Raw genomic sequence first — 19307 nt, 5'->3', positions numbered from 1 at the left:
CCAGCCTTTTCAGAGGAGTGGCAACAGCGGAATCAACCGTTCCAGGGCGACACCGCGGCTGGCCTTGAGCAGCAAAACATCACCGGAGTTCAGCCAGGCGGCCAGGGGCGCTGCGGCGTCTTCGGGATGCGACACCAGCTGCAGGTGGGGCAGGGGAGCCGCCACTTCAGCCATCGCCTTGCCCTCCGCACCGCCATCCACCAGCACCAGACCATCCAGGCCCAGCTGCACGGCGCGGGCGGCAACCTCCTGATGCAGCTCCAGGCTGCGCTCCCCAAGCTCGAGCATGGTCCCCAACACGGCAAAACGTCGCCCCGGTTGCGCCGCCAGCAGCTCAAGAGCCGCCAACACCGCCTCAGGCGAGGCGTTGTAGGTCTCATCGAGAAGTGTCAAACCACCCTGCTGAAGCCGTCGGTTGCGTCCGCCCGGCACCGTCACCTGCATGGCTTGCAACGCCTTGCGGGACACGCCCAACTGGTCTGCAACAGCGACGGCCAACAGCAGGTTGCGGGCGTTGTGACGTCCCTCCAGCTGTAGCGGGAGACGATCCGCATCGATCAGCAACTGGTCGCCGTTGACGTCTCCAACCAGATCGGATTCGACCTCGGGATCGTCAGCCAGGCGCACGCGCAGCACGCGGCCGGACCACACCGCCGCCAAGGCCGACTCCAGCAGGGGATCACCGGCGGGAATCACCACGGTTCCCTTCGGATTCAACCCAGCCGTGATTTCACATTTGGCCGCTGCAATCGCTTCACGGCTGCCGAGACGACCGATGTGGGCCGTGCCGATGTTGGTGATCACCGCAAGATCCGGCTCGGTGCAGCGGGAGAGACGCTCGATCTCCCCAGGCCCCCGCATGCCCATCTCAATCACCAGGGCCGCATCAGCTGCGCTGGCGCCCAGAACGGTAAGGGGAACGCCGACATCGTTGTTGTTGTTGCCTTCGCTGGCCTGAATCGCTCCCAGCGGAGCCAATACCGCTCGAATCAACTCCCGGGTTGTGGTTTTGCCGGCTGAGCCCGTCACCGCCACCAGAGGCTTGGCCAGGGCACGGCGATGCAGCAAGGCCAGCTGTTGATAGGCCAGCAGTGTGTCGTCCACCCGCCAATGCAACAGGCCCGAAGGCAACGGTTCAGTCCAGCTGCGGCTCACAACAGCAGACTGAACCTTGTGTTCAGGCAGTTGGGCGAGAAAGTGATGACCATCGAAGCGCTCGCCCACCAGGGGGACAAAAAAATCACCCGCCTGAAGCTGTCGGCTGTCGGTGCAGACCCGTCCCACTAGGGAATCGGGGTCAAAGCTGCCGCCCTGCGGCGTTCCCCAGGCATCTAGCAGCTGACGCAGCGTCAGGGTCATCCCACCAACCCGAGGTCAAACAGGATCATGCCGCCCCCAACCTGAGCTGACCGCCCCAGCAGATCGCCCTGTTCATTGACCAACTGAAGACTGGCGTAATCCAGCTCAAACGCCGACTGAAGCCAACTGGAGGCGAGGGTCTGGCGCTGATCGAGAGACAACTGCTGCCAAGCGTCAACAGACAACTCCAACAGCAAGCGGTCCTGCTCCGGAACGGGCTTGGCTGAACGGAGCAGTCCTTCCGGGACGGCCTTGTCCTGAAACAGCTCGAACAGGGGATAGAAACTGAGTTGGGGTTGGAGGGGCTGCTCCGGCTCCAATGGCTCCAAAGCCGGCTCCGCATCCACGGCTTCCGGCGGAGGGGATGGCTCTTCCAGCATGGGCTGTGGTGCTGGGATCAGCTCCGGCATGGGGAGCTCAAGGGGAGACGTCCGCTGCTCCACGACCGGCTCCGGACGCGGGGCGGGGGGGGCATGGTCCTGCCAGAAGCGGACCCCAGCCAGCGGCAGCAGCAGGAGCAGCACCAGCAGCAGTGGCCAGAAGCTGGGGGCCAGATCCCTGGGCCAGAAGCCTGGCACCGAAAGCTCACCCTCCCGATTGCGGCGCCAGAGTTCCTGACCCCTGAGCCGAAGATCGGCGGCCATCGCCTGCAGGTTGCGGCCGAACTCCTGCCAGGGGCTGACGTAGGGAGCCGGGAGATTGCCCGATGGCTCCACCCCCTGGAGCTCGGATCGAGCCTCAGGTGGGGAGTCGGATCGGGAGGGCTCGCTCAAACTCAACTGGATCGACGACCGAAGAGGCGATTCAGGGGATTCCTACCGGCGGAGGTCACCTCAGCAGGAACCCTGGCCTCTTCAGTCTGCCCCTCGGAACGGGAAGGATCAGCAGCCTGGCCCTGAGAGAACTGTTCCACCAGGGCAGCATCCGGGGTGGGTTCCTTGATGCCGCAGACGTCCTTGTACATGAGGTCGTAATCGACCGCGGAACGATCCCAGCTGTAGTCCTGATTCATGCCGCGTTTCTGCAGCTCGACCCAGCTGTCCCGGTGGCGGAACGCCTCCCAGGCCCGCACCAGGGCTGTGTAGAAGTCGACCGGTTCAAAGCGATCGAAGCAGAAGCCTGTGCCGCTGTCGGCAGCGGGGATGTGGGGCGGAACGGTGTCAACGAGACCACCAACCTTGCGAACCACGGGCACTGAGCCGTAGCGCATGGCGTAGAGCTGGCTGATGCCACAGGGCTCAAACCGGCTGGGCATCAGGAAGGCATCGCTGCCGCCGTAGATCAACCGCGACAGGTCGTCGTCATAGGTGAGGAAGACGGCGCACTTGCCGGGGTGACGGGATGCGAGTTGCCAGAGCCCGGATTCGAGCCCCCGGTCGCCGGTGCCCAGCACAACGATCTGGGTATCGGTGTAGGCCAGCAGACGATCAGCCACCTGCAGCAGCAGATCAACTCCCTTCTGGTCGACAAGGCGGCTGACCATGCCAAGGACGAAGGCGTCCTCCCGCACCTCCAGCCCCATGCGTTCCTGGAGCACCTTCTTGCAGGCCGCCTTGCCGGAAAGATCGTCGGCGCTGAAGTTCGCCGGCAGGGAGCGATCGGTGGCTGGGTCCCAGGCATCCAGATCAATGCCGTTGAGGATGCCGCGCAGCTTGCCCGAGACGAAGTTGAGCAGACCCTCCAGCTTTTCGCCGTACTCCGCCGTGCGGATCTCCTGGGCGTAGGTGGGCGACACCGCATTGACGCGATCGGCGTAGAGCAGGGCAGCGGCCATGGTGTGATCCCCCTGCATGTACCAGGGGCACCAGGTCATCCGATCGAGCTTCCAGCGCCAGGGACCCTGGTACTTGAGGTTGTGGATGGTGAAGACCGTGCTGATTTCCGGGTCCTGATGCATCCACACCGGGATCATCCCGGTGTGCCAGTCGTGGCAATGCAGAACCTGGGGCTTCCACACATTCCAGGAGAATTCGGCAGCAGCACTGGCAAAGAACGTGAAGCGCCAGTCTTCGTCGTCGCCGCCGTAGATGCGCTCCGGGTCGAACACCGGATGACCCACCAAGTAGATCGTCATCCCATTGGTGGGATGCTTCGTTTCATAGACGGCGAACTCGGTGCCCATGGTCTGGGCTCGCCAGATCGGCTCCGCCGGCACATTGAGGCGGCTCCAGAGCTTGGCGTAGCCCGGCATGATCAGGCGCACGTCATGGCCGAGCTTGGCCAATGCCGGGGGCAGAGAGCCAACAACATCGCCCATCCCTCCAACCTTGATCATCGGGGCGCATTCCGCTGCAGCGAAGAGGATGCGCATGTCTCAGATCGGCGTTGGCGCGGCGACTTTAAGGGGAATTTAGGAATCTGTTCCGTCAGGGAAGAACCGTCACCTGAGTTCCAAGCGACACCTGGCGATACAGGGCACGCACATCCTCGTTGTAAAGCCGCACACAGCCATGGGAGACGGCCCGTCCCACCGTCCAGCGATGGGTGGTGCCGTGGAACCCCGTGGTGGTGCATCCCTTGATCGTGATCCAGGCATCGCCGTCATGGGCATCACGGCCGCGGCAATCGCGATGGAAGGCGATCCAGTGGCTGCCCAAGGGATTGTTGGCCCCCTGTTCCTCCACCCGCTCACCACTCACCGGATGCACCCAAACCGGATTGGGGATCTTCTGAAGCACTTCAAAGCGTCCGGTGGGGGTTTCCCAGCCGGGCATGCCGATGGCCACGGGAAAGGCGTTGCGCAGCCTGCCGTTGTCGAGCAGAAACACACGGCGACGGCCGCGCAACATCACCACATGGCGACGGCTGTTGCTCCGCAGATCCTGAGGCAATGAAGCCAGGTCTGCCGTCACGGAATCCTCAGCCGCCGCCTGCAGCAGGGCCAGCGGTTCCGGCGGGGGGAGAGGAAGCATCCCCGTCAGGGTAACCAGCCTGTCTCGGAAAAATCCGGAGACCGCTTCTCAAGGAACGCATTGCGGCCTTCCACGGCTTCTTCGGTTCGATAAAAGAGGTGGGTGGCATTGCCCGCCAACTCCTGCAACCCGGCAAGGCCATCGGTTTCGGCATTGAATGCGGCCTTGAGGCAACGGATGGCCGTGGGGCTGTGCTGCAGCACCTCGCGGGCCCAGCGCACCCCCTCCGCCTCCAACTGCTCCAACGGCACCACGGCGTTGACGAGCCCCATTTCCAACGCCTCCTTGGCGCCATAACGGCGGCAGAGAAACCAGATTTCACGGGCCTTGCGCTGGCCAACCACCCGCGCCAGGTAGCCCGCACCGAAGCCGCCATCAAAACTGCCGACCTTGGGGCCGGTCTGGCCGAACACAGCATTCTCGGCGGCAAGGCTGAGGTCGCAGAGCAGATGCAACACCTGGCCACCGCCCATGGCATAGCCGGCCACCAGGCCGATCACCACCTTGGGCAGGCTGCGGATGATGCGCTGCAGATCCAGCACGTTCAGGCGCGGCAGGCCGTCCTCACCGACGTAACCGCCGTCGCCACGAACACTCTGGTCACCGCCGGAACAGAAGGCATAACCACCATCGGGGGCTGGACCAACGCCGGTGAACAGCACCACACCAATGTCACGGTCATCCCGGATGCGCGTGAAGGCATCACAGAGCTCCATCACCGTCTGCGGGCGGAAGGCGTTGCGCTTGGCGGGGCGGTTGATGGCCACACGCGCCAGGCCGTCAGCGCAACGGTCCACAAGGATGTCCTGGTAGCTGCCCCACGGTGTCCATTGCGCGGTTGGCGCACCGGGGAGCACCTGACGCATGTCACTCATCGGGTTCAGGGCTCGGTGCGTTCATTCTGAGCAGCGGCGCGCAGCTGCTGACGCAGGGCAGCATCACGACCGCGGTCACTGCACAAGCGCAACAACACCGGCCGTTGCTGCGACAAGCCCCAGGCCAAGGCCTCCTGCAGATCCTCCAGACAGGCCACCTGGCGTCCAGGCACACCGTGGGCCGCCGCCAGGGCCAGGGGATCCACCTGCTGAGGCATGGCGAAGAGTGATTCGAAGCCCGGCGTGGCAATGGGCAGCTGCTGAAAAATGCCGCCGCCGCCGTTGTCGATCAGCAGCACCAGCAGTGGTGGAGCTGCAGCAGCAGACGATGCATGGAGCCAGCCGTTGCTGTCGTGCAGCAGGGCCAGATCACCGGTCACCAGCGCCAACGGACCGAGATTCGCCGCCAGACCCATGGCAAGGGACAAGGTGCCGTCGATGCCCGAGGCGCCGCGGAAACTGAAGCAACGGTGGCGGCCGCAGGCGGGCCCGCCCCAGGTCAACCAATCGCGCACCGGTGAACTAGCGGCCAGCATCACTGGCAACCGCTCCGGTAGGAGCTGGGGAAGCCAGTGGGCCAGAGCGGGCTCATTCACGGCGCCACGCAAGGGCAGCTGGGCCTCGATCCAGGCCGAGAGGTCATCGGTGCCAACCGATGGCTTGCTCAGCGGCTCCAGACCAGGCTGTTGGGCGATCCAAGCAGCCATGCCCCCGGACCATTGGCTGGCCACCTGCAGCGGATCCAGCGGCCTTGGATCCGCTTCGGTGATCAAAAGTTGGGGGCCCTGATGGCGCTGAAGCCAAGCCTCCAACCGCCGACTGGCGGGCATAGGTCCCAGCCGCAACACCTGAGCGTCGTCAGGCAGGTTCAGCCGATCCAGTTGCAACTCCCAGTGCTCGATGCGGTTGGGGCAATCGGGAGCAAGGGCAGCGAGGGGGTCGGCCAACAGAGGCCAACCGCTGAGTTTCAGCCAATGGTGCAGCGCCTGTTGATAGGCCTCCAGCGCGGGCGAAAGACCGCGCCAAGGGCCAGCAATCACAACTCCCGGGCGCTCTGGATCGAGGCGAGGCGCAGACGTGATCTCGGGCGAAGGCTCAGGGCAATCCGTGGGCGGGAGCGCAGCTGAGACCAGCTGTTGCTGCTGTTCAAGGGTGGAGTGCAGCGGCTCCTCAAAGGGCAAGTTGAGGTGAACCGCTCCCGGCGGCCCAGTGCCAGAACCCTGGGCTTGCTGCCAGGCCTGAACCGCCAGGGCATTGAGGACGTCGTTGGCCTGGGTATGGACACCGTCTGCCGCTCCACTGCCGAACCAGCGGCAGGCCGAGAGCAGAAAGGATTCCTGATTGACGGTCTGGTTGGCGCCGCAGTTTTTGAGCCGAGCGGGGCGATCCGCCGTGAGCAGCAGCAAGGGCTGACAGGAACGGTCCGCCTCCACCGCAGCGGGAAGCAGGTTGGCCACTGCTGTGCCGGAAGTGGTGACCACTGCCACGGCACGGCCATGGGCGGTTGCCATGCCGAGGGCCAGAAACGCTGCGGACCGCTCGTCGATGGCCGTGACCAGCTGCAGCCTCGCCTGGGACGCCAGCATTCCAGCCGCGGTTGCCAAGGGGCCGGAACGGCTGCCAGGGCAGAGCACCAGCTGCTTCAGCCCCTGGAGACAAAGAGCCTCTAGCAGCGTGAGGGCGCCCTGCAAATTGGTGCGAGCGATGGTCAGTGCAGCAGGCCAGGCTGGTGTGATCTTCGGTCAACGATGACCCAACCCACGACACCCACTCCAGGAGAAGACAGCAAGGGCTTCTGGCGCAATCTGATTCTCTGGGCCCTGCTGGCGCTGCTGCTGCGCTGGTTGGTAGTGGAACCGCGCTGGATTCCCTCAGGCTCGATGCTGCCCACCCTGCAGCTGCAGGACCGCATCCTGGTGGAGAAGGTAAGGCCGCGCCTGGCCCGCAGCCGCCACGGCCATCTGCACCGGGGCGATGTGGTGGTGTTCGCCCCGCCGGAGCAGCTCGTGGCCGCTGGCTACGACGCATCCGCAGCACTGATCAAAAGGGTGGTAGGGCTGCCTGGCGATCAGCTTGACGTGCACGACGGCAGGCTGTTCCGCAACGGTGAACCGGCTGCGGAACCCTGGTTAGCGGAAGCGATTTACTACGAGATGGCCCCGATCACCGTGCCGGCGGATCAGCTGTGGGTGATGGGGGACAACCGCAATGCCAGTCTCGATTCCCACCTCTGGGGATCACTGCCGGAAACCAATGTTCTGGGCACGGCGGTGTGGCGGTATTGGCCGCTGCAGAGGTTCGGTCCGTTACGGATCACCGACAGCAGCGATGGCGGTTGATGCCAATGGCTTGCGTTAAGGTCAAGTCCGTGATGTAGATCACACACGAATGTTTAACCCCGAGTTCCTGACAACTGACAGCAGTGACGGTCACGCGGGGAACAGCTTGATCCAGTACCTGCAGGAGCAGTCTCCAGACACCTTGCAACGGGTCGCGAAATCAGCAAGCAACGATATTCAGGACATCATTCGCCACAACGTTCAGGGTCTGCTGGGAATGCTTCCTGGCGAGCACTTTGAGGTGAAGGTGACGGCCAACCGCGACAACCTCGCCAACATGCTGGCCTCGGCCATGATGACGGGTTATTTCCTGCGCCAGATGGAACAGCGCAAGGAACTGGAAGAGACCCTGTTCGCTGATGAGCAGATGGCGATCGAGCCGGAAGACGAACTCAAGCTTTGATCACGGGCTGATCAGGCACAACGCCGAGATCGAGCAAACGCTGATCAATGGATCCAAGAAACTCCCAGTTCTCAGAACTTGGAGCCCAGTCCCGCTGTTGCAATGACGCGAGCAGGTGTTGCACGGTTTCGGGCGTGAATGTGACCGGCGCGCTGTAGTGAGCCGGCACCAGCCAGCGCAGCTCAGCCTGGCCGCTCAACTCCTGCAGCCATCGCAACAGAGCCTCTTTGGCTCTGGGCAACACCAACCGCTCAAGCACCGGGGCCACCTGCAACTTGGGCGCTTCTTCGCCGATCAAGCCATCGGCTGCCACCTGCCAACCGGCTTTCCAGCGGAAGGGGTAGAGGCCGAAGTGGGCTTTCAAGGAACGCAGCCCGGGCTTGAACGCATCCCGAAGCAACTCCGGCAGCGCAGGCACTTCCAGCGGTTCCGGCCTCAGGTAGGAGGCAAACAGCACCAGCCGTGCCCAGCCGCGACGGCGAGCTTCCGCTGAATCAATGAGGGGCTCATCGCCGCGTTCGCGAGCATGGAACAACAGCGGCGTTGGATCGAGGTCGAACAAGGCCGGGGGGTCAGCACTGATGCCCACCAGGGCATCGGTCACCAACAGAGCGCCTGACGGGCGATGCAAACAGGAGACCTCCTGGAAACGGCCCACGCCAAGGTCGAGCGGTCCAAGGGAGAACCACTCACAAACATCGCCATGGGGAAGGCCATCGTCGAACAACACCTTGGAGCGACGAGCCGGCACACCCAACCAGGACAGAGGCAACTGCACCGGGAAGCTCCACTGGCCCGGACACACCCAGATGTCCGCATCCGGGAAGGCGCGGGCCAGGGGACCGAGGGGAAGCTTGTGCTCTAAGCCAGAGGCGGTGGGCAGCACGATCGTGCACACGGGGCCGTGTTGTTGCTCCAGCCCGGCGATGGCTTGGCGCACTTCACCGGTGGGCGGCAGAGGGTTCACCAACATCAAGCCGCCGGGCACCTTGGCCACGGTGAGCCGCACCGGCACGGCCACGTAATACACCCCCTGCAGCTGCTCCAGGCTCCAGAGCTGGCCCGGGATCAGCTCACTGAACAGCGTGCGGCGGCGGCCGTAGGGGTAGAGCGGTAGCAGCGGCCAGAAACCCCAGCGCTGATCCGCAGGATTCACACAAGCTCCAGCCACCACACTCCCCATCAATGCAGTGATTCTGCAGAGGAATGGATCAGGCCAGCGTCAAACCACCCACTCCGGCCCAGAACAGCACCACTCGCCCGGTTGCCGCCAACCCACCAACACCAACGGTCGATCCCTCAGATGAGGGAGTGTTCAAGGCGGCGCCCTCCCTCAAAAAGGGGGGGGGGAGTCAGAACGAACAACCTCACCCACATTTCCATCAACAACCAGGCCGCCTGCAAAGAAAGGGGGTCGAATTCAACGGCGATTGGAGCGCTTGGAGTGACTGTGTTTCGACGACGAATGCAACAGGTTGGATGCCTTGTCTTGCTCTTCCACCTTGGTGAGCTTTTTCACCAGAGTCCAGGTGTCTTGCGCAGACATCTCCCCATCTTTCTCCCATTTGATGCTCGACAATTCAGCAGGAGACATCAAGGGAAGACATTCTTTTCAACTTAAGGAACGTGATATCGATGTGGCCGTTGCCACCAAGTAATGTCACTTAAGACAATCGGAAGTTGGTCTGCCTGGATACAACTTTCTGAAAGAAGGCAATAAAAAAGCCTCAGCCGCATGGGCTGAAGCCAGGTGATGGGGAACAAACAAAACATACCGGCCCTGCACCCACAATCAAGGGCTAAGGACACCACATCTGGTGGCTATCGCAGCCTTGCCGGGGCAGCCAACACCACAGGCCACCAGCTGCCAACCCGAGAAGGTCAGTGCGTACCGAACCAGGAGCAACAGGCGCCAAGACGGATCGTCAACAACGCCAGAACGCCAACCGCTGCAGCCACAAACGACACTCCCATCAACTGCTGACGGCGCTTCTCACTTCTGGCCCCGACCTATTGGCTGCCGTTCAACAGAAAAATCCAGACGGACCAACCTAAGCGTTTTCAGTAACTTGCGCTACCAAGATAGGCGTTCTACCGGCGATGCTGCGGCGGCTGCGTGCGCCGATTTGCGTGCGCGCCCTGAGATGACGGTGACGGCGACAGGGCCTTTCATACAGATCGGCGCTGTTTTTCCACGAGCGCGGGTAGGGCCAGCTGCGTTTGACCGCAGGCGAATTGGTTGTTCTGCAACACCACCAGGCGTGGAGCCACAGGGCGGTCATGCCACAGATCAAACCAGTCATGGCTGCATGATGAAACCCATCGGTGCGGCGTCAAGCGCAGGCCAGCAACCTAAGCAACGCTGAGTCATCCCCTCGCAGCTCTGCGTGAATGAGTGATACGGCCTGTTGCCAAGTGGCCTTGGGCCGATGCAGAACGGGTGCGTCGGATCAGCAGCCATGGCAAAGCGTCGCTTTCTCGAAAAGCAACCGCTCACCGAAGCGGAAGGACTGACCGCCCTGATCATGATGGGGGTGGGTCTCACCCTGGGTGGCATCAGCGTGACCATCCTGATGGCGCTGAATGCCTCAGCCGCGGGGTCTTGGCAGGAACTCTGGCTTTCAGGTCAACTGAATTTCTGAGCTCAGGCCAGCCAAGGCCAATGGACCCCGAACGCCTCCAGGGGGTCCATTACGAGCTTGTTGAGGGCCCGGCCCAACAGCACATGGGGTTCTTCCGGACGGATCGGCCGCACCGGATGTTCTGGGCGCGTCGCAGCATTCGCCCTTCTCACCACCCCACTGCGCATCAAGGCGTTGGCCGCCTCGAGGCCGCAGACGTAGGCCCGTTCCTGGCACAGGCCCTTGGCACCGTGCTCGCGTTCGCCCATCCGCACCCAGTCGCCAGCGCAGACAACAGTCGGAAGTACCGTCTGCAGCGGTGGCCGCTGGCTGAAACTGCCGGGGGAGAACAACGACACCGAGCTCGGGTAACGCCGCACCTCAAACTCCAGCACCTGGGCAAGCCGGAAGGCCGGCACCGCCTGGGGCAACAACTCATTCAGCAGGGTGTCGACGATCTCCTGATCACTCAAGGCTGCGATTGCCGTGGCGTTGTAGAAGTCGCTGGCGACCACGGATCCCTGGGGCTCGCTGCCGCCCCAGAGCGCATCAAGATCCGCGTTCTGCAGCTGGTCGAGCATGAAAAATGTGGCGCCCGCACCCTGTAAAGCGTCGAAGCGCGAGAAGACATTGGCGGGATCGGCGACCGCAATGGTGCGATCCAGCCACAACCGCACCGACACCACATCAATCGCCCCCAAACCACCAGCAGCCACCAGCTCCGGCAGCACATCACTGCAACGCGGCGACTCCGCCATCAGGGCATGCATGCCCTTGGCACCCACCGCCAGCACAACCGCATCAACGTCATCAACAACGATGGAGCGGCCTGTTGCTTTGCAACGGACCTCCACCGACCGAATCGCTTCGCCTGACTGATCAAGATTCAGACGCGTGGCCAACGTTCCTCCCAGAACAGTAAGCAGACCAGAAGCGAGCAAGCGTTCCGCCAGGGGAGCGATCAGCTGCTCGGCGATGCTGCCGGAACGAATCCAGCGCACATCAAAGGAATCTTGATGCGCCAGGGCGTAGTAGTAGAGCAGCTCCATGGTGACGGCTGCCGATAATTCCTCCGGTGGCTTGAACAAACCCACCAAAAGAATCGGACGCAAGAATTCGTCGATCATCCGCTCCGTGATTCCCAGTTGACGGAACAGGGTCAACGCATCGATGGCGTCGTAGCGGCGGAAAGTCTCCTCGTTGCGGTTCAGATCAAGCATCGCCACCAAAAGGCCGGCAATGCTCAGGCGATCGGCAACAGGCAGGCGCTTGAAGTTCTTGATCGTTGCCATGGCCTGCCCCAGGGGGCTGGGCAAGTGCAACCCGTCACCGAACACCGGGGCAGTGGCCTCCAGACCTGCGGGAGACCAGAAGGCGCTGGTGGTGAATTCAGTGAACACGTCGGTGAGCCCAAGCTCATCGGTCAGCGCACTGATGTTGGGGTAATCCCTCCAAAAGCCCCGGGTGCCCGCTTCGAAGGGTTTACCGCTGGCCGTGCGCATCGGCGTCCTCCCCGTGGGATCCGACATCCCATCGACCAGGGTGACGCGAACACCGGCTTCACAAAGAGCTTTGGCAGCACCCCAGCCGGCCCAGCCAGCACCGATCACCACCACATGGGAGGCATCACCGTTAGCGGCCTTGGAAAGCTCAGGCATCGACCAAACAGAGACGCTGGGAGAGGCCTCACATCATGCAGCCATGGCACAAAAAAGATCGCCATCGCCATAGAGAAGAGGGAATGAATAGGGTCGTCCGGAGACGAAACCGTTTTATGGCTTCAGATTCAGCCGTCCGCTGGCCTGTTTTTCTGCCATTGGTGCTGTTCTTTGGTGGCATCGGTGCCGCAGCAGCGATGACCCAGTTGCTGGCATCGTTCTGAGCTTCAGGGCGCGATCAGACCAGATTCAAAGCCTCAAGCACTTGAGCTCGAATCCCGCCGAGACGAAACCAAGCTTGAACGGCATCGGCCTTGCAGGTGTAAGGCCGCCAGTCGTCTTCATCCATCCGCCGTTGGATGTGGCGCATCACCCGTTCAGCGACGACACGATCGCTGGATGCCTGCAGAACGATCTGCCGGCCCTTTAGCTCAAACGTGTCACTCATTCTTTGGGGGCTTGATCAGCTCACCGGTCTGCAACGACACCACTGCGAAGCTGCCCACAAAAACCACCGCCACCAGTGCGAGGAAGGCCGCTGTGAGATTGCTGATCTCAAGCTGCCCGAGCATGAAGGCAAAGAAGGTCGTCATCAAAAGCAGCAACAGCTTTTGAACTTAAACGGACTCGTCGTTGTTCAGATTGCCAAGAACCACGCCTGCCATCGACAAACCAATGGCAAGCATCACCACGGCTTCGATCATGCGGCTTTGGTGGAGATGCTCGGCGTCTTGAGCAGAACCGCCGCAGCGGATGCAGTAACCGTCGCCTGTCCAGAGGAAGCGGATTGCGCCTGGGGCTGCCAGGTGGATGCTGCTGAGCAACGGGTGGGATTCTTCAACCAAGAACTGCGACCCATCAACCTTCAATCAGCTGAGGTAAGGATTACGGCTGAAGCTCAGAAGATCTGTCTGATTGGCGACCGACACCAAAAGTGAGCTGTTTCTTGATCAAGCACTAATGGCGTCAGGCGTTGCTGCCGACAAGCGATCACGGATCTGAACAGCAGTCTGGCAATAGGCTGCCCATCCCCCCATGCGCCTCAGATCGGCATGGCCACGGTCATCGACGGCATTCGACACACAAACACCCTCCACCTCCGCTTTTTCAAACGCCGCCAACAAGGGGATTTCCGCCTGCATCACATCCACATCAAAACCCTCCAAAATTTGGCGTGCTTCCTGCGCAAGGCGTTGTTTTCGGCTGTCCACCTTCACCAACAATGCGGCATGCATGGTGTCCATCTGCCTGAGGATTGAGGAGAGTTCAACAGTGAGCTCAACCGATCTCGCTTGCGGCGTAGTGGGCAGCAAAACAAGATCTGCTCCGGCCGAAAGATTCTTGAGTTCATCTTCGTGGCTACTGGCCTGCCCGTCGGTGATGATCACTTGGGAATGGCGGGTGGCCTTTGCTGCAGCCTCCACAGACACAACCTCAAATGGAAGCATCCCCCGGGCTGCGTAGGCGGTTGCCGAGCGGTTGCGATCCGCATCAACAACACACACCGACAGGCCCTGCTGGGCCCAGACACAAGCTAAATAAATGCTGGTGCAGGTTTTTGCCACACCACCCTTCTGGCCAAAGACAGTCAAAAACATGGCTGAGGTTCAGATGCGCGGAATGATCGCGTCGTTGGGGAAGAACTCTTCAAACACACAGATGCGGTCGGCCCAACGGGCCTCCACTTCCAAACGCATCAGGCGATTGCGCACCCACATCAAGGTGTCGACATCAATCGGTTTATGGAACTTGTGCTGCTGCGCCTTCACCCAATCATCCTTGCTCTGAGAGCTGTTCATAACCGCGAAAACTGACCTGCCCACACCGTACGGATGGCGTCCTTCGGCGCCATGAGCTTCACACTGAGTAAGCATCAAGGATCACTCAATCGCAGCCGAACTGTTCAGCAGAACAACGAATTAATGGAAGCTTTGAGTCCAAGCCAGAGCGATAAGGGCCTGAACCTCGTGATCGGTAGCCGATCCATCATTCCGACCATTCAAGCGGCGACAGAATTAATTCAATTCACCTTCAGCCGTGATGACCCAGAAAGCACCTCAACTCAAGCCACGCCCGGTGCACACTCCACCGAAACGCGCTTGAAGCACTTAAAGGCCTGAATCAACCCATCGGAGCTGAACAGATTTCCTGTTCTGTAACAGCACGAACGACACGTGGATTGACACCACCCTTATAAAGGATTTGTAGCAACTGCTACGCAATCACGTTCACCTCGTCTTCGGCGAGGCGCAGTTCGACTCAGGCCATGGAACGGGGACCTGAGCTTGCTTCGAGGAACCCATCATGACCCTGACCTATCGCGGCCAGAAGTACAACCAGAACAACGCTGCTGCATCCAACGTTCAGCGTCCGGTTCTTGTTTATCGCGGTCAGAAAGTCGCCCGCTGACAACAGCACGACGACCTCTTACAAGCCCCGCCTCGGCGGGGCTTTTTTATGGCTCATTTGCCTTCAGGATCTGGCTATTTTGCCTTCCAACGTTCAAACCAAACGGCGACGGCGAGGGACACACCCACGGCAAAGCCAGCACCAATCAGCACCACACCAACTTCCACCGGCATCAACACCACCTGTTGCTGCCCCAGATCATCGGACAAAAGCGTTACTGAACCAACGACTGATACGCCTCATTGACGCGTCGAAACGCCTCAGCAGAACCGCCGAGATCGGGATGGTGCTGCTTCACTAGTTTTCGATGCGCCTGCTTGATCTCAGCGAGGGACGCGTTGGCCTCCAAGCCCAACACCCTTAAAGCGGCACGGCGTGGATCACGGGCGTGGCCATCGTCCTGACGATCCGTTTGACGTTGGTCCGTTCGGGTGCGGCGACCCTGCCGCCTTGAACCTGATTGGTCCTGACGCTGACGCAACTGCTCCACCACACGCTGTGGATCCTCATCCAGCCATTCACTGGCGCGAACCCCAAACAAGGCAAACGCCGCCAGAACGGCCGTTGTTTGCTTGTTCGGCTTGGCTCCCACCGCCGCCATGAGATCTGTTCCCAGCCCCCGAACCAACCGATCCAACCGCTGTTCAAGGGTTAAGTGGGCAGGAAAACCACTGCGGTTGAGCTGCTCGATCAACAGCTCCAATCCGCGCTGACGTAGTGCCGTCCATCCCGGCTGCTGAGCCAGGGCCTGCCCCCAGGCCCGCACCTGTTGGCTGCTGATGCGCGGTGGAACTTGTGCCGATGGCTCACTCCAGGGGCGATGGGATCTGGGCTCCGTACGAATGCGTTGGCGTTGCTGACGTTGCAGTCGCTCCAACTCACGGTTAAGCCGCAACACCTCGCGACGCAAAGCGTCGTTCTCTGCCAGCAACGCCTCAACATTGCTAGTGACGCGTTGTTCAGGGCGTCCGCCTGACCACTGACGCGGATCAAAGCCCAAAACGTGTCTCCAGCCTCACCATGGCAACAACTCACCATTGGCATGCCAGAAGCTGCCGCTGGTGGCCATGGTCAAGCCATCGATCCGGGCCAACAGCCCCTTCACCGACTGCTCGGGGGGGATCCCGCTGGGATTGAAGCGAATCATGCGAGTGCGCACCAATCCGGGATGCAAGATCGCCACGGCGATGCCCCGCTGTTCCAGATCAATCGCCAACGACTTTCCGGCCATGTTGAGCGCCACCTTCGACATCCGATAGCCATAGGAGCCACCCGAACTGTTGTCGTCGATGGAGCCCATGCGGCTGGTCATCAGCACCAACTTCGCTCCGTTGGGCATCTGATCCACCAACGCCCTGGCCAGCAGCAAAGGAGCAAGGGCGTTCACCTCAAACTGGCGGCGAATCCCGGAGGGATCCAAATCCATCAGGCCCATCGACTGCAAAATCCCGGCATTGAGGATGACGCCATCGAGGGGCAAACCATCCAGTCGCTGCACCAGGTCATCAATGGCTTGGCTGTCGCTCAACTCAAGGCCGGCTTCCACCCGCACCCCCAGGCACTCCAGTTCATCACTGGTTTGACGGCAAACGGCCACCACGTCATCGCCACGGGCCTTGAGCTGCCTGCAGTATTCCAAGCCGATTCCACGGTTTGCGCCGGTGACCAGAAACGTCGCCATCGGAAGTTTCAGCAACCGCCATCCTGCCGGCTCTTGCGTCGATCCCCTGAAGCGATCACGCCGGAAAATCCCCCTCGACGCCGTACTGGTGCAAACACTGTTTCACAGTGAGCACGGAGACCGTGCTGCCGGTCTCTGCATCCACCAGCAGATAAGGACAGCCCCGCAGCACGCAGCGTCGCCTTGCGTCGATGTAGGCATCAAAAGCGTTGGCATGGGAACACTCCTCCACCCAACCTTCACTGCTGAGATACCGCGTGAGGATCATGCCCACAGACGCCTGGGCCACCGGTTATGGCTCAGGACATTTCACATCCAAGAAAGAGCCTTGAAGTCTTCGGGATCGCAACGGCTCGGGAAACGCCGAAGCAAGCCAGATCAATGGGGTTCAGCTGATCCCTGCACAACGGTGACCACCTGATTCCAGGTGGCATGCACCACGCGATAGGTCTTCAACGTGGCGCGCGATTTGGTGCGGGCATTCACAAAGGCTTTGAACTCCGTTTTGAAGCAGATCTCCTGGATCCACTGCCCTCCTGTATCAAGCCTCTCGATGCAATACATCAGAGATCTAGCGGTTAAAAACATCACAACCGCAAAACATTTGCTGAGCACAAAATCGAAAGGTGCTGTTCGGGATCAATCAAAAAAAAGCCCCCGCGCTTGGCGGAGGCTCAGGTGGTGTGAGGAGTCGACGATTTTGCAACAGCCGACCCCGATTTCATAGCTCGATTTCAGATCAGCAGCGGCCCCGGCCACAAAGCTTTATCCACTACAGATAAAGAACACTGGCGCGACAACGCCGGAGCGCATCACGCACAGCCTCCAGCCTCGTTTCTTCCGGCAGATGCAGTCCGGCAGGCACCACCATCTCGTCGTTCGCATCCAGATGAACCCGTGCCGAGAACCAGGTGCCAGGTCCAGGCACAGACGCACGGCAGATCGGATCCTGGTTTGTGTCCAAACGTCGCTCGATCAACCAACCCTCCACCCGATCCAAGGGCTGAAACGACGTGGAGGCAGAGGCGACAGGCGCCATCAGAGTGAGCAGCAACAAACGCAGGACCTGCATCACAAGGCTGGGGCGAGCGAAGCGCACCCATCGTCACAGAGAACACCGGTTCAACCGCGCCGTTGCGTTAGAAGGGCTGCGTCGCGGAGCCGTCGATGCCGTTATTTCGCTGTGAAGGGTGCTCCATGCGCATCGAGCGCTCGATGGCGGCGTACTGGCGCAACAAGGGGAAATTGCTGTGCTCATCGTGTCTCGACCGTCAGGAGATGCCTGTGAAAACGGCCGAGGGCGGCCGAAAGCAAGGTTCTTCCGAATTCCGTGCCAACAGCAACAAAAGCTGACGCCAGCTGTGGGAATGATGCTCAAGTCGTTCCCTCCCCCTGATCCATGGGTTTCCTCGCCGTCGCCGGATGCGTGCTCCTGGCCTCCGCCATGTCTGCTGCACTCACAACCAAGCCTTCCAAAGCCTGAGCGTTCAAAACGCCAGCAAATGTTGATCAAAACCGGGCCAAGCCCGGTTTTTTTTATGGCGCTGAGCTGTTAGCCATGGATCTTTGCTCCCGCAAAAGAGATTTAGATCTGCAAATCAGATGTGCATGGCGCCCCCTCACGGCTGTAGATCCTTGATCCACTGAGCAAATTCCATGGAGAGCATCAGCCGCATCTGTGCCACCTTCAAGGGCACAACCATTGATGCCATCGGCCAGGGCCGCTATCGCGTCTGCAATCGATACGCGGGGTGCTCTGACGTTGAAGGTCTCTGGCAGGCCTATGAAATTCTGCGGCGTCAGGAACAATCCTTAAGTTGATCGTTACGTCCAAGAATAAGTATCAACACTTACAGCGCTTGAGTGTTCAGCACGTAACACTTGGTGCACCCCGGTGAGGGGTAATGCGTCGACTCCGGGAGGGCCTAGGGAACCCTCCTTTTTTATGCAGTTTCAGAAACCCAGAGTTCCTGCACTGTCCTCCCCGAACTCCAGGTAGAGGCAGCGGGCATCCTCAGCCCGGCCGCAATCAATCAGGTGTTGAACCCGTTCGCGCCACCACTGCGACACACCAGAACTCAATTCTTTGTTGGGAAGACAACCGAAGGATTCACTCACAGCAATCATTCGTGCTGAGCAAACGCTAAGCAAGTTGATTGACAACGCGAATTGGCTTGTTACCTGTTGTTAGCAGCTGTTGTTACCCAAAGGTATTGCCGTTCCAACCCCAACAGCTGGCCTGCACATCCTCAAAACCGATGTACACCCGGTTGGCAGGAATTCCCGTGCGTGCCTGGATCAGTTCACAGAATGCGGCCAATATCGCGGGCGGACGCAGGGCACCGATCGACTTCACCTCCACGTAGGCGCACGGCTCGTGGCTGCCGGAGAAGGTCATCGGCACGCCCGTCTACAGGAGCGTCATCACATAGGCCTCCGGCTTGCCCTTCTGGTTGGCCAACTCAGACGAAAGCTCCTGCAGCAACGCCGATCCGTCTTTCAGTGCTGGAAGCGACGTGCGCACATTGATCAGAGGCATCGGCTCAAGAATGCTGGGAGAAGCTTGGCACTCTCGTGCCAGGAGTGCCAAGACCTGGATGTTGATCCAATTGAAATATTTCCACAAACAAAGAGCATCAACCTGAACAATTCGAAGAAAGAAAGGCTCATAAATTTCACACAAAAGTGATCAGCTCAATGATCCTTCTTCACTTCTTTGGCCTTGGAGACGTTCTGCGTCGCTTTGAACTCGAGCAGATCACAGGTCTCACAATCATGGGATTCAGGCCACTGAGCCTGGATGAATTGATGCACTGGTCGCAAAACATGGCCGACCAGCACCACTGGGATGGGGAGGCAATTCGTCACGACGTGATGAGCACCTGGCTCGATCAAGCCGAAGACATCACCCGCTGGAGGCATCGGCTGGATCAGGCCCCTGCTGAGGTTGAACTGCTGGCTGGCATTGGCGATCAGCACACCTGGCGTGATCATTGGGAAGGCATGCTGCGCCAAACACCGCGTGCCGGCTGGTCATAACAAGCGGAGTG

Annotated in this window: 29 protein-coding genes and 1 pseudogene; 8 read left to right on the top strand and 22 right to left on the bottom strand. The window is 60.7% G+C overall.

What is annotated here, in order from left to right; translation table 11 throughout:
* Positions 1-9: 9 nt before the first annotated feature.
* The 6 genes from murF to menD are packed head-to-tail and all read right to left on the bottom strand — an operon-like array spanning position 10 to position 6837.
* Complete coding sequence (gene murF / locus DXY02_RS08815) at positions 10-1359, bottom strand: UDP-N-acetylmuramoyl-tripeptide--D-alanyl-D-alanine ligase (RefSeq protein ID WP_114988993.1); 1350 nt, start codon at positions 1357-1359, stop codon at positions 10-12.
* Positions 1356-2138 (bottom strand): hypothetical protein, encoded by a 783-nt coding sequence (locus DXY02_RS08810; RefSeq protein ID WP_170951544.1) that lies wholly within the window; start codon positions 2136-2138, stop codon positions 1356-1358. Before DXY02_RS08810 ends, murF begins: the two co-directional genes overlap by 4 nt.
* Positions 2135-3670 (bottom strand): glycogen synthase GlgA, encoded by a 1536-nt coding sequence (gene glgA / locus DXY02_RS08805; protein WP_114988992.1) that lies wholly within the window; start codon positions 3668-3670, stop codon positions 2135-2137. The genes DXY02_RS08810 and glgA overlap by 4 nt, the downstream gene beginning before the upstream one ends.
* Positions 3671-3725: 55 nt before the next feature.
* Positions 3726-4271 (bottom strand): L,D-transpeptidase, encoded by a 546-nt coding sequence (locus tag DXY02_RS08800; protein ID WP_114988991.1) that lies wholly within the window; start codon positions 4269-4271, stop codon positions 3726-3728.
* Between the two features lie 5 nt (positions 4272-4276).
* Entirely contained in the window at positions 4277-5146 is an 870-nt protein-coding gene (menB, locus tag DXY02_RS08795) for a 1,4-dihydroxy-2-naphthoyl-CoA synthase (protein WP_114988990.1), read from the bottom strand.
* Between the two features lie 5 nt (positions 5147-5151).
* Positions 5152-6837 carry a 2-succinyl-5-enolpyruvyl-6-hydroxy-3-cyclohexene-1-carboxylic-acid synthase gene (gene menD, locus DXY02_RS08790; protein WP_114988989.1) on the bottom strand — a complete coding sequence of 562 codons (1686 nt, stop codon included), beginning with the start codon at positions 6835-6837 and terminating at the stop codon, positions 5152-5154.
* Positions 6838-6894: 57 nt separating this feature from the next.
* Between menD and lepB the strand changes: the two genes are divergently transcribed.
* Together lepB and DXY02_RS08780 are read left to right on the top strand one after the other, a co-directional pair.
* Positions 6895-7485 carry a signal peptidase I gene (lepB, locus tag DXY02_RS08785; protein ID WP_114988988.1) on the top strand — a complete coding sequence of 197 codons (591 nt, stop codon included), beginning with the start codon at positions 6895-6897 and terminating at the stop codon, positions 7483-7485.
* Positions 7486-7534: 49 nt separating this feature from the next.
* Positions 7535-7888 (top strand): DUF760 domain-containing protein, encoded by a 354-nt coding sequence (locus DXY02_RS08780; protein ID WP_006849758.1) that lies wholly within the window; start codon positions 7535-7537, stop codon positions 7886-7888.
* Here DXY02_RS08780 and DXY02_RS08775 read toward each other — a convergent pair.
* Together DXY02_RS08775 and DXY02_RS12620 are read right to left on the bottom strand one after the other, a co-directional pair.
* Positions 7878-9071: a DUF4336 domain-containing protein gene (locus DXY02_RS08775; protein ID WP_114988987.1), complete on the bottom strand. Its 1194-nt coding sequence runs from the start codon at positions 9069-9071 to the stop codon at positions 7878-7880. The two genes, DXY02_RS08780 and DXY02_RS08775, sit on opposite strands and share 11 nt — an antisense overlap.
* A gap of 237 nt (positions 9072-9308) precedes the next feature.
* A complete protein-coding gene (locus tag DXY02_RS12620) occupies positions 9309-9482 on the bottom strand; it encodes a hypothetical protein (protein ID WP_170951543.1) in 174 nt (57 codons plus the stop codon).
* An 865-nt stretch (positions 9483-10347) separates the two neighbouring features.
* Between DXY02_RS12620 and DXY02_RS08770 the strand changes: the two genes are divergently transcribed.
* On the top strand, positions 10348-10530 hold the full coding sequence (locus DXY02_RS08770; RefSeq protein ID WP_170950632.1) for a hypothetical protein: 183 nt from the start codon (positions 10348-10350) through the stop codon (positions 10528-10530).
* A gap of 2 nt (positions 10531-10532) precedes the next feature.
* On the opposite strand, the gene DXY02_RS08765 is transcribed toward DXY02_RS08770, so the two are convergent.
* The 6 genes from DXY02_RS08765 to DXY02_RS08745 form a co-directional block, all read right to left on the bottom strand.
* Positions 10533-12167 (bottom strand): FAD-dependent oxidoreductase, encoded by a 1635-nt coding sequence (locus tag DXY02_RS08765; protein ID WP_114988985.1) that lies wholly within the window; start codon positions 12165-12167, stop codon positions 10533-10535.
* Between the two features lie 238 nt (positions 12168-12405).
* A complete protein-coding gene (locus DXY02_RS08760; RefSeq protein WP_114988984.1) occupies positions 12406-12615 on the bottom strand; it encodes a hypothetical protein in 210 nt (69 codons plus the stop codon).
* On the bottom strand, positions 12608-12760 hold the full coding sequence (locus DXY02_RS12615; protein WP_170951542.1) for a hypothetical protein: 153 nt from the start codon (positions 12758-12760) through the stop codon (positions 12608-12610). Before DXY02_RS12615 ends, DXY02_RS08760 begins: the two co-directional genes overlap by 8 nt.
* 24 nt (positions 12761-12784) lie before the next feature.
* Positions 12785-12991 (bottom strand): hypothetical protein, encoded by a 207-nt coding sequence (locus DXY02_RS08755; protein ID WP_206749638.1) that lies wholly within the window; start codon positions 12989-12991, stop codon positions 12785-12787.
* Between the two features lie 126 nt (positions 12992-13117).
* Positions 13118-13765 (bottom strand): ParA family protein, encoded by a 648-nt coding sequence (locus DXY02_RS08750; protein WP_114988982.1) that lies wholly within the window; start codon positions 13763-13765, stop codon positions 13118-13120.
* Positions 13766-13774: 9 nt separating this feature from the next.
* Positions 13775-13966: a hypothetical protein gene (locus tag DXY02_RS08745; protein ID WP_244272209.1), complete on the bottom strand. Its 192-nt coding sequence runs from the start codon at positions 13964-13966 to the stop codon at positions 13775-13777.
* A gap of 33 nt (positions 13967-13999) precedes the next feature.
* On the opposite strand from DXY02_RS08745, the gene DXY02_RS08740 reads away from it, so the two are divergent.
* The gene (locus DXY02_RS08740; RefSeq protein WP_170951535.1) at positions 14000-14287 is read left to right on the top strand and encodes a hypothetical protein; all 288 of its coding nucleotides are present in this window, start codon (positions 14000-14002) and stop codon (positions 14285-14287) included.
* A gap of 184 nt (positions 14288-14471) precedes the next feature.
* Positions 14472-14576: a DUF4278 domain-containing protein gene (locus DXY02_RS08735; protein WP_114988979.1), complete on the top strand. Its 105-nt coding sequence runs from the start codon at positions 14472-14474 to the stop codon at positions 14574-14576.
* A gap of 74 nt (positions 14577-14650) precedes the next feature.
* Here DXY02_RS08735 and DXY02_RS13095 read toward each other — a convergent pair whose 3' ends face one another.
* From DXY02_RS13095 to DXY02_RS08710, 6 genes are all read right to left on the bottom strand, one after another.
* Positions 14651-14785, bottom strand: a complete 135-nt coding sequence (locus DXY02_RS13095) for a hypothetical protein (protein WP_256377316.1) — start codon at positions 14783-14785, stop codon at positions 14651-14653.
* A 5-nt stretch (positions 14786-14790) separates the two neighbouring features.
* The gene (locus DXY02_RS08730; protein WP_114988978.1) at positions 14791-15576 is read right to left on the bottom strand and encodes a J domain-containing protein; all 786 of its coding nucleotides are present in this window, start codon (positions 15574-15576) and stop codon (positions 14791-14793) included.
* 15 nt (positions 15577-15591) lie between these two features.
* Positions 15592-16257, bottom strand: a complete 666-nt coding sequence (locus DXY02_RS08725; protein ID WP_114989191.1) for an SDR family oxidoreductase — start codon at positions 16255-16257, stop codon at positions 15592-15594.
* A gap of 55 nt (positions 16258-16312) precedes the next feature.
* A complete protein-coding gene (locus DXY02_RS08720; RefSeq protein ID WP_244276238.1) occupies positions 16313-16546 on the bottom strand; it encodes a hypothetical protein in 234 nt (77 codons plus the stop codon).
* Between the two features lie 89 nt (positions 16547-16635).
* Positions 16636-16821: a hypothetical protein gene (locus DXY02_RS08715; RefSeq protein WP_114988977.1), complete on the bottom strand. Its 186-nt coding sequence runs from the start codon at positions 16819-16821 to the stop codon at positions 16636-16638.
* Positions 16822-17029: 208 nt separating this feature from the next.
* Positions 17030-17329, bottom strand: coding sequence for a hypothetical protein (locus DXY02_RS08710; RefSeq protein WP_114989189.1), 300 nt, complete (start codon positions 17327-17329; stop codon positions 17030-17032).
* A gap of 125 nt (positions 17330-17454) precedes the next feature.
* Here DXY02_RS08710 and DXY02_RS08705 point away from each other — a divergent pair, with 125 nt between their 5' ends.
* Together DXY02_RS08705 and DXY02_RS12610 are read left to right on the top strand one after the other, a co-directional pair.
* Positions 17455-17610 (top strand): hypothetical protein, encoded by a 156-nt coding sequence (locus DXY02_RS08705; RefSeq protein ID WP_244275955.1) that lies wholly within the window; start codon positions 17455-17457, stop codon positions 17608-17610.
* Positions 17611-17913: 303 nt separating this feature from the next.
* The gene (locus DXY02_RS12610; protein WP_170951541.1) at positions 17914-18078 is read left to right on the top strand and encodes a hypothetical protein; all 165 of its coding nucleotides are present in this window, start codon (positions 17914-17916) and stop codon (positions 18076-18078) included.
* A 132-nt stretch (positions 18079-18210) separates the two neighbouring features.
* Here the strand turns inward: DXY02_RS12610 and DXY02_RS12605 are convergent, their stop codons facing one another.
* A complete protein-coding gene (locus DXY02_RS12605; RefSeq protein WP_170951540.1) occupies positions 18211-18375 on the bottom strand; it encodes a hypothetical protein in 165 nt (54 codons plus the stop codon).
* 82 nt (positions 18376-18457) lie between these two features.
* Positions 18458-18796, bottom strand: a pseudogene (locus DXY02_RS08700) (phenylpyruvate tautomerase MIF-related protein).
* A 158-nt stretch (positions 18797-18954) separates the two neighbouring features.
* On the opposite strand from DXY02_RS08700, the gene DXY02_RS08695 reads away from it, so the two are divergent.
* Positions 18955-19296: a hypothetical protein gene (locus tag DXY02_RS08695; protein ID WP_114989188.1), complete on the top strand. Its 342-nt coding sequence runs from the start codon at positions 18955-18957 to the stop codon at positions 19294-19296.
* Positions 19297-19307 lie beyond the last annotated feature (11 nt).

This window comes from Synechococcus sp. N19 (assembly GCF_900474045.1).
Classification (GTDB): Bacteria; Cyanobacteriota; Cyanobacteriia; order PCC-6307; family Cyanobiaceae; genus Parasynechococcus.
This window is presented reverse-complemented; position numbering and strand designations above follow the sequence as displayed.

What these genes read in the sequence shown, in the direction of transcription:
- DXY02_RS08750 (WP_114988982.1), bottom strand. Translation starts at nt 13,765, where the DNA reads ATGTTTTTGACTGTCTTTGGCCAGAAGGGTGGTGTGGCAAAAACCTGC.
- DXY02_RS12620 (WP_170951543.1), bottom strand. Translation starts at nt 9,482, where the DNA reads ATGTCTCCTGCTGAATTGTCGAGCATCAAATGGGAGAAAGATGGGGAG.
- DXY02_RS08765 (WP_114988985.1), bottom strand. Translation starts at nt 12,167, where the DNA reads ATGCCTGAGCTTTCCAAGGCCGCTAACGGTGATGCCTCCCATGTGGTG.
- DXY02_RS12615 (WP_170951542.1), bottom strand. Translation starts at nt 12,760, where the DNA reads ATGACGACCTTCTTTGCCTTCATGCTCGGGCAGCTTGAGATCAGCAAT.
- glgA (WP_114988992.1), bottom strand. Translation starts at nt 3,670, where the DNA reads ATGCGCATCCTCTTCGCTGCAGCGGAATGCGCCCCGATGATCAAGGTT.
- DXY02_RS08740 (WP_170951535.1), top strand. Translation starts at nt 14,000, where the DNA reads ATGGCGTCCTTCGGCGCCATGAGCTTCACACTGAGTAAGCATCAAGGA.
- DXY02_RS08725 (WP_114989191.1), bottom strand. Translation starts at nt 16,257, where the DNA reads ATGGCGACGTTTCTGGTCACCGGCGCAAACCGTGGAATCGGCTTGGAA.
- murF (WP_114988993.1), bottom strand. Translation starts at nt 1,359, where the DNA reads ATGACCCTGACGCTGCGTCAGCTGCTAGATGCCTGGGGAACGCCGCAG.
- DXY02_RS08745 (WP_244272209.1), bottom strand. Translation starts at nt 13,966, where the DNA reads ATGAACAGCTCTCAGAGCAAGGATGATTGGGTGAAGGCGCAGCAGCAC.
- DXY02_RS08715 (WP_114988977.1), bottom strand. Translation starts at nt 16,821, where the DNA reads ATGTATTGCATCGAGAGGCTTGATACAGGAGGGCAGTGGATCCAGGAG.
- lepB (WP_114988988.1), top strand. Translation starts at nt 6,895, where the DNA reads ATGACCCAACCCACGACACCCACTCCAGGAGAAGACAGCAAGGGCTTC.
- DXY02_RS08760 (WP_114988984.1), bottom strand. Translation starts at nt 12,615, where the DNA reads ATGAGTGACACGTTTGAGCTAAAGGGCCGGCAGATCGTTCTGCAGGCA.
- DXY02_RS08780 (WP_006849758.1), top strand. Translation starts at nt 7,535, where the DNA reads ATGTTTAACCCCGAGTTCCTGACAACTGACAGCAGTGACGGTCACGCG.
- DXY02_RS12610 (WP_170951541.1), top strand. Translation starts at nt 17,914, where the DNA reads ATGGAGAGCATCAGCCGCATCTGTGCCACCTTCAAGGGCACAACCATT.
- DXY02_RS08800 (WP_114988991.1), bottom strand. Translation starts at nt 4,271, where the DNA reads ATGCTTCCTCTCCCCCCGCCGGAACCGCTGGCCCTGCTGCAGGCGGCG.
- DXY02_RS08710 (WP_114989189.1), bottom strand. Translation starts at nt 17,329, where the DNA reads ATGCAGGTCCTGCGTTTGTTGCTGCTCACTCTGATGGCGCCTGTCGCC.
- DXY02_RS08705 (WP_244275955.1), top strand. Translation starts at nt 17,455, where the DNA reads ATGCGCATCGAGCGCTCGATGGCGGCGTACTGGCGCAACAAGGGGAAA.
- DXY02_RS08770 (WP_170950632.1), top strand. Translation starts at nt 10,348, where the DNA reads ATGGCAAAGCGTCGCTTTCTCGAAAAGCAACCGCTCACCGAAGCGGAA.
- DXY02_RS08775 (WP_114988987.1), bottom strand. Translation starts at nt 9,071, where the DNA reads ATGGGGAGTGTGGTGGCTGGAGCTTGTGTGAATCCTGCGGATCAGCGC.
- DXY02_RS08735 (WP_114988979.1), top strand. Translation starts at nt 14,472, where the DNA reads ATGACCCTGACCTATCGCGGCCAGAAGTACAACCAGAACAACGCTGCT.
- menB (WP_114988990.1), bottom strand. Translation starts at nt 5,146, where the DNA reads ATGAGTGACATGCGTCAGGTGCTCCCCGGTGCGCCAACCGCGCAATGG.
- DXY02_RS08695 (WP_114989188.1), top strand. Translation starts at nt 18,955, where the DNA reads ATGATCCTTCTTCACTTCTTTGGCCTTGGAGACGTTCTGCGTCGCTTT.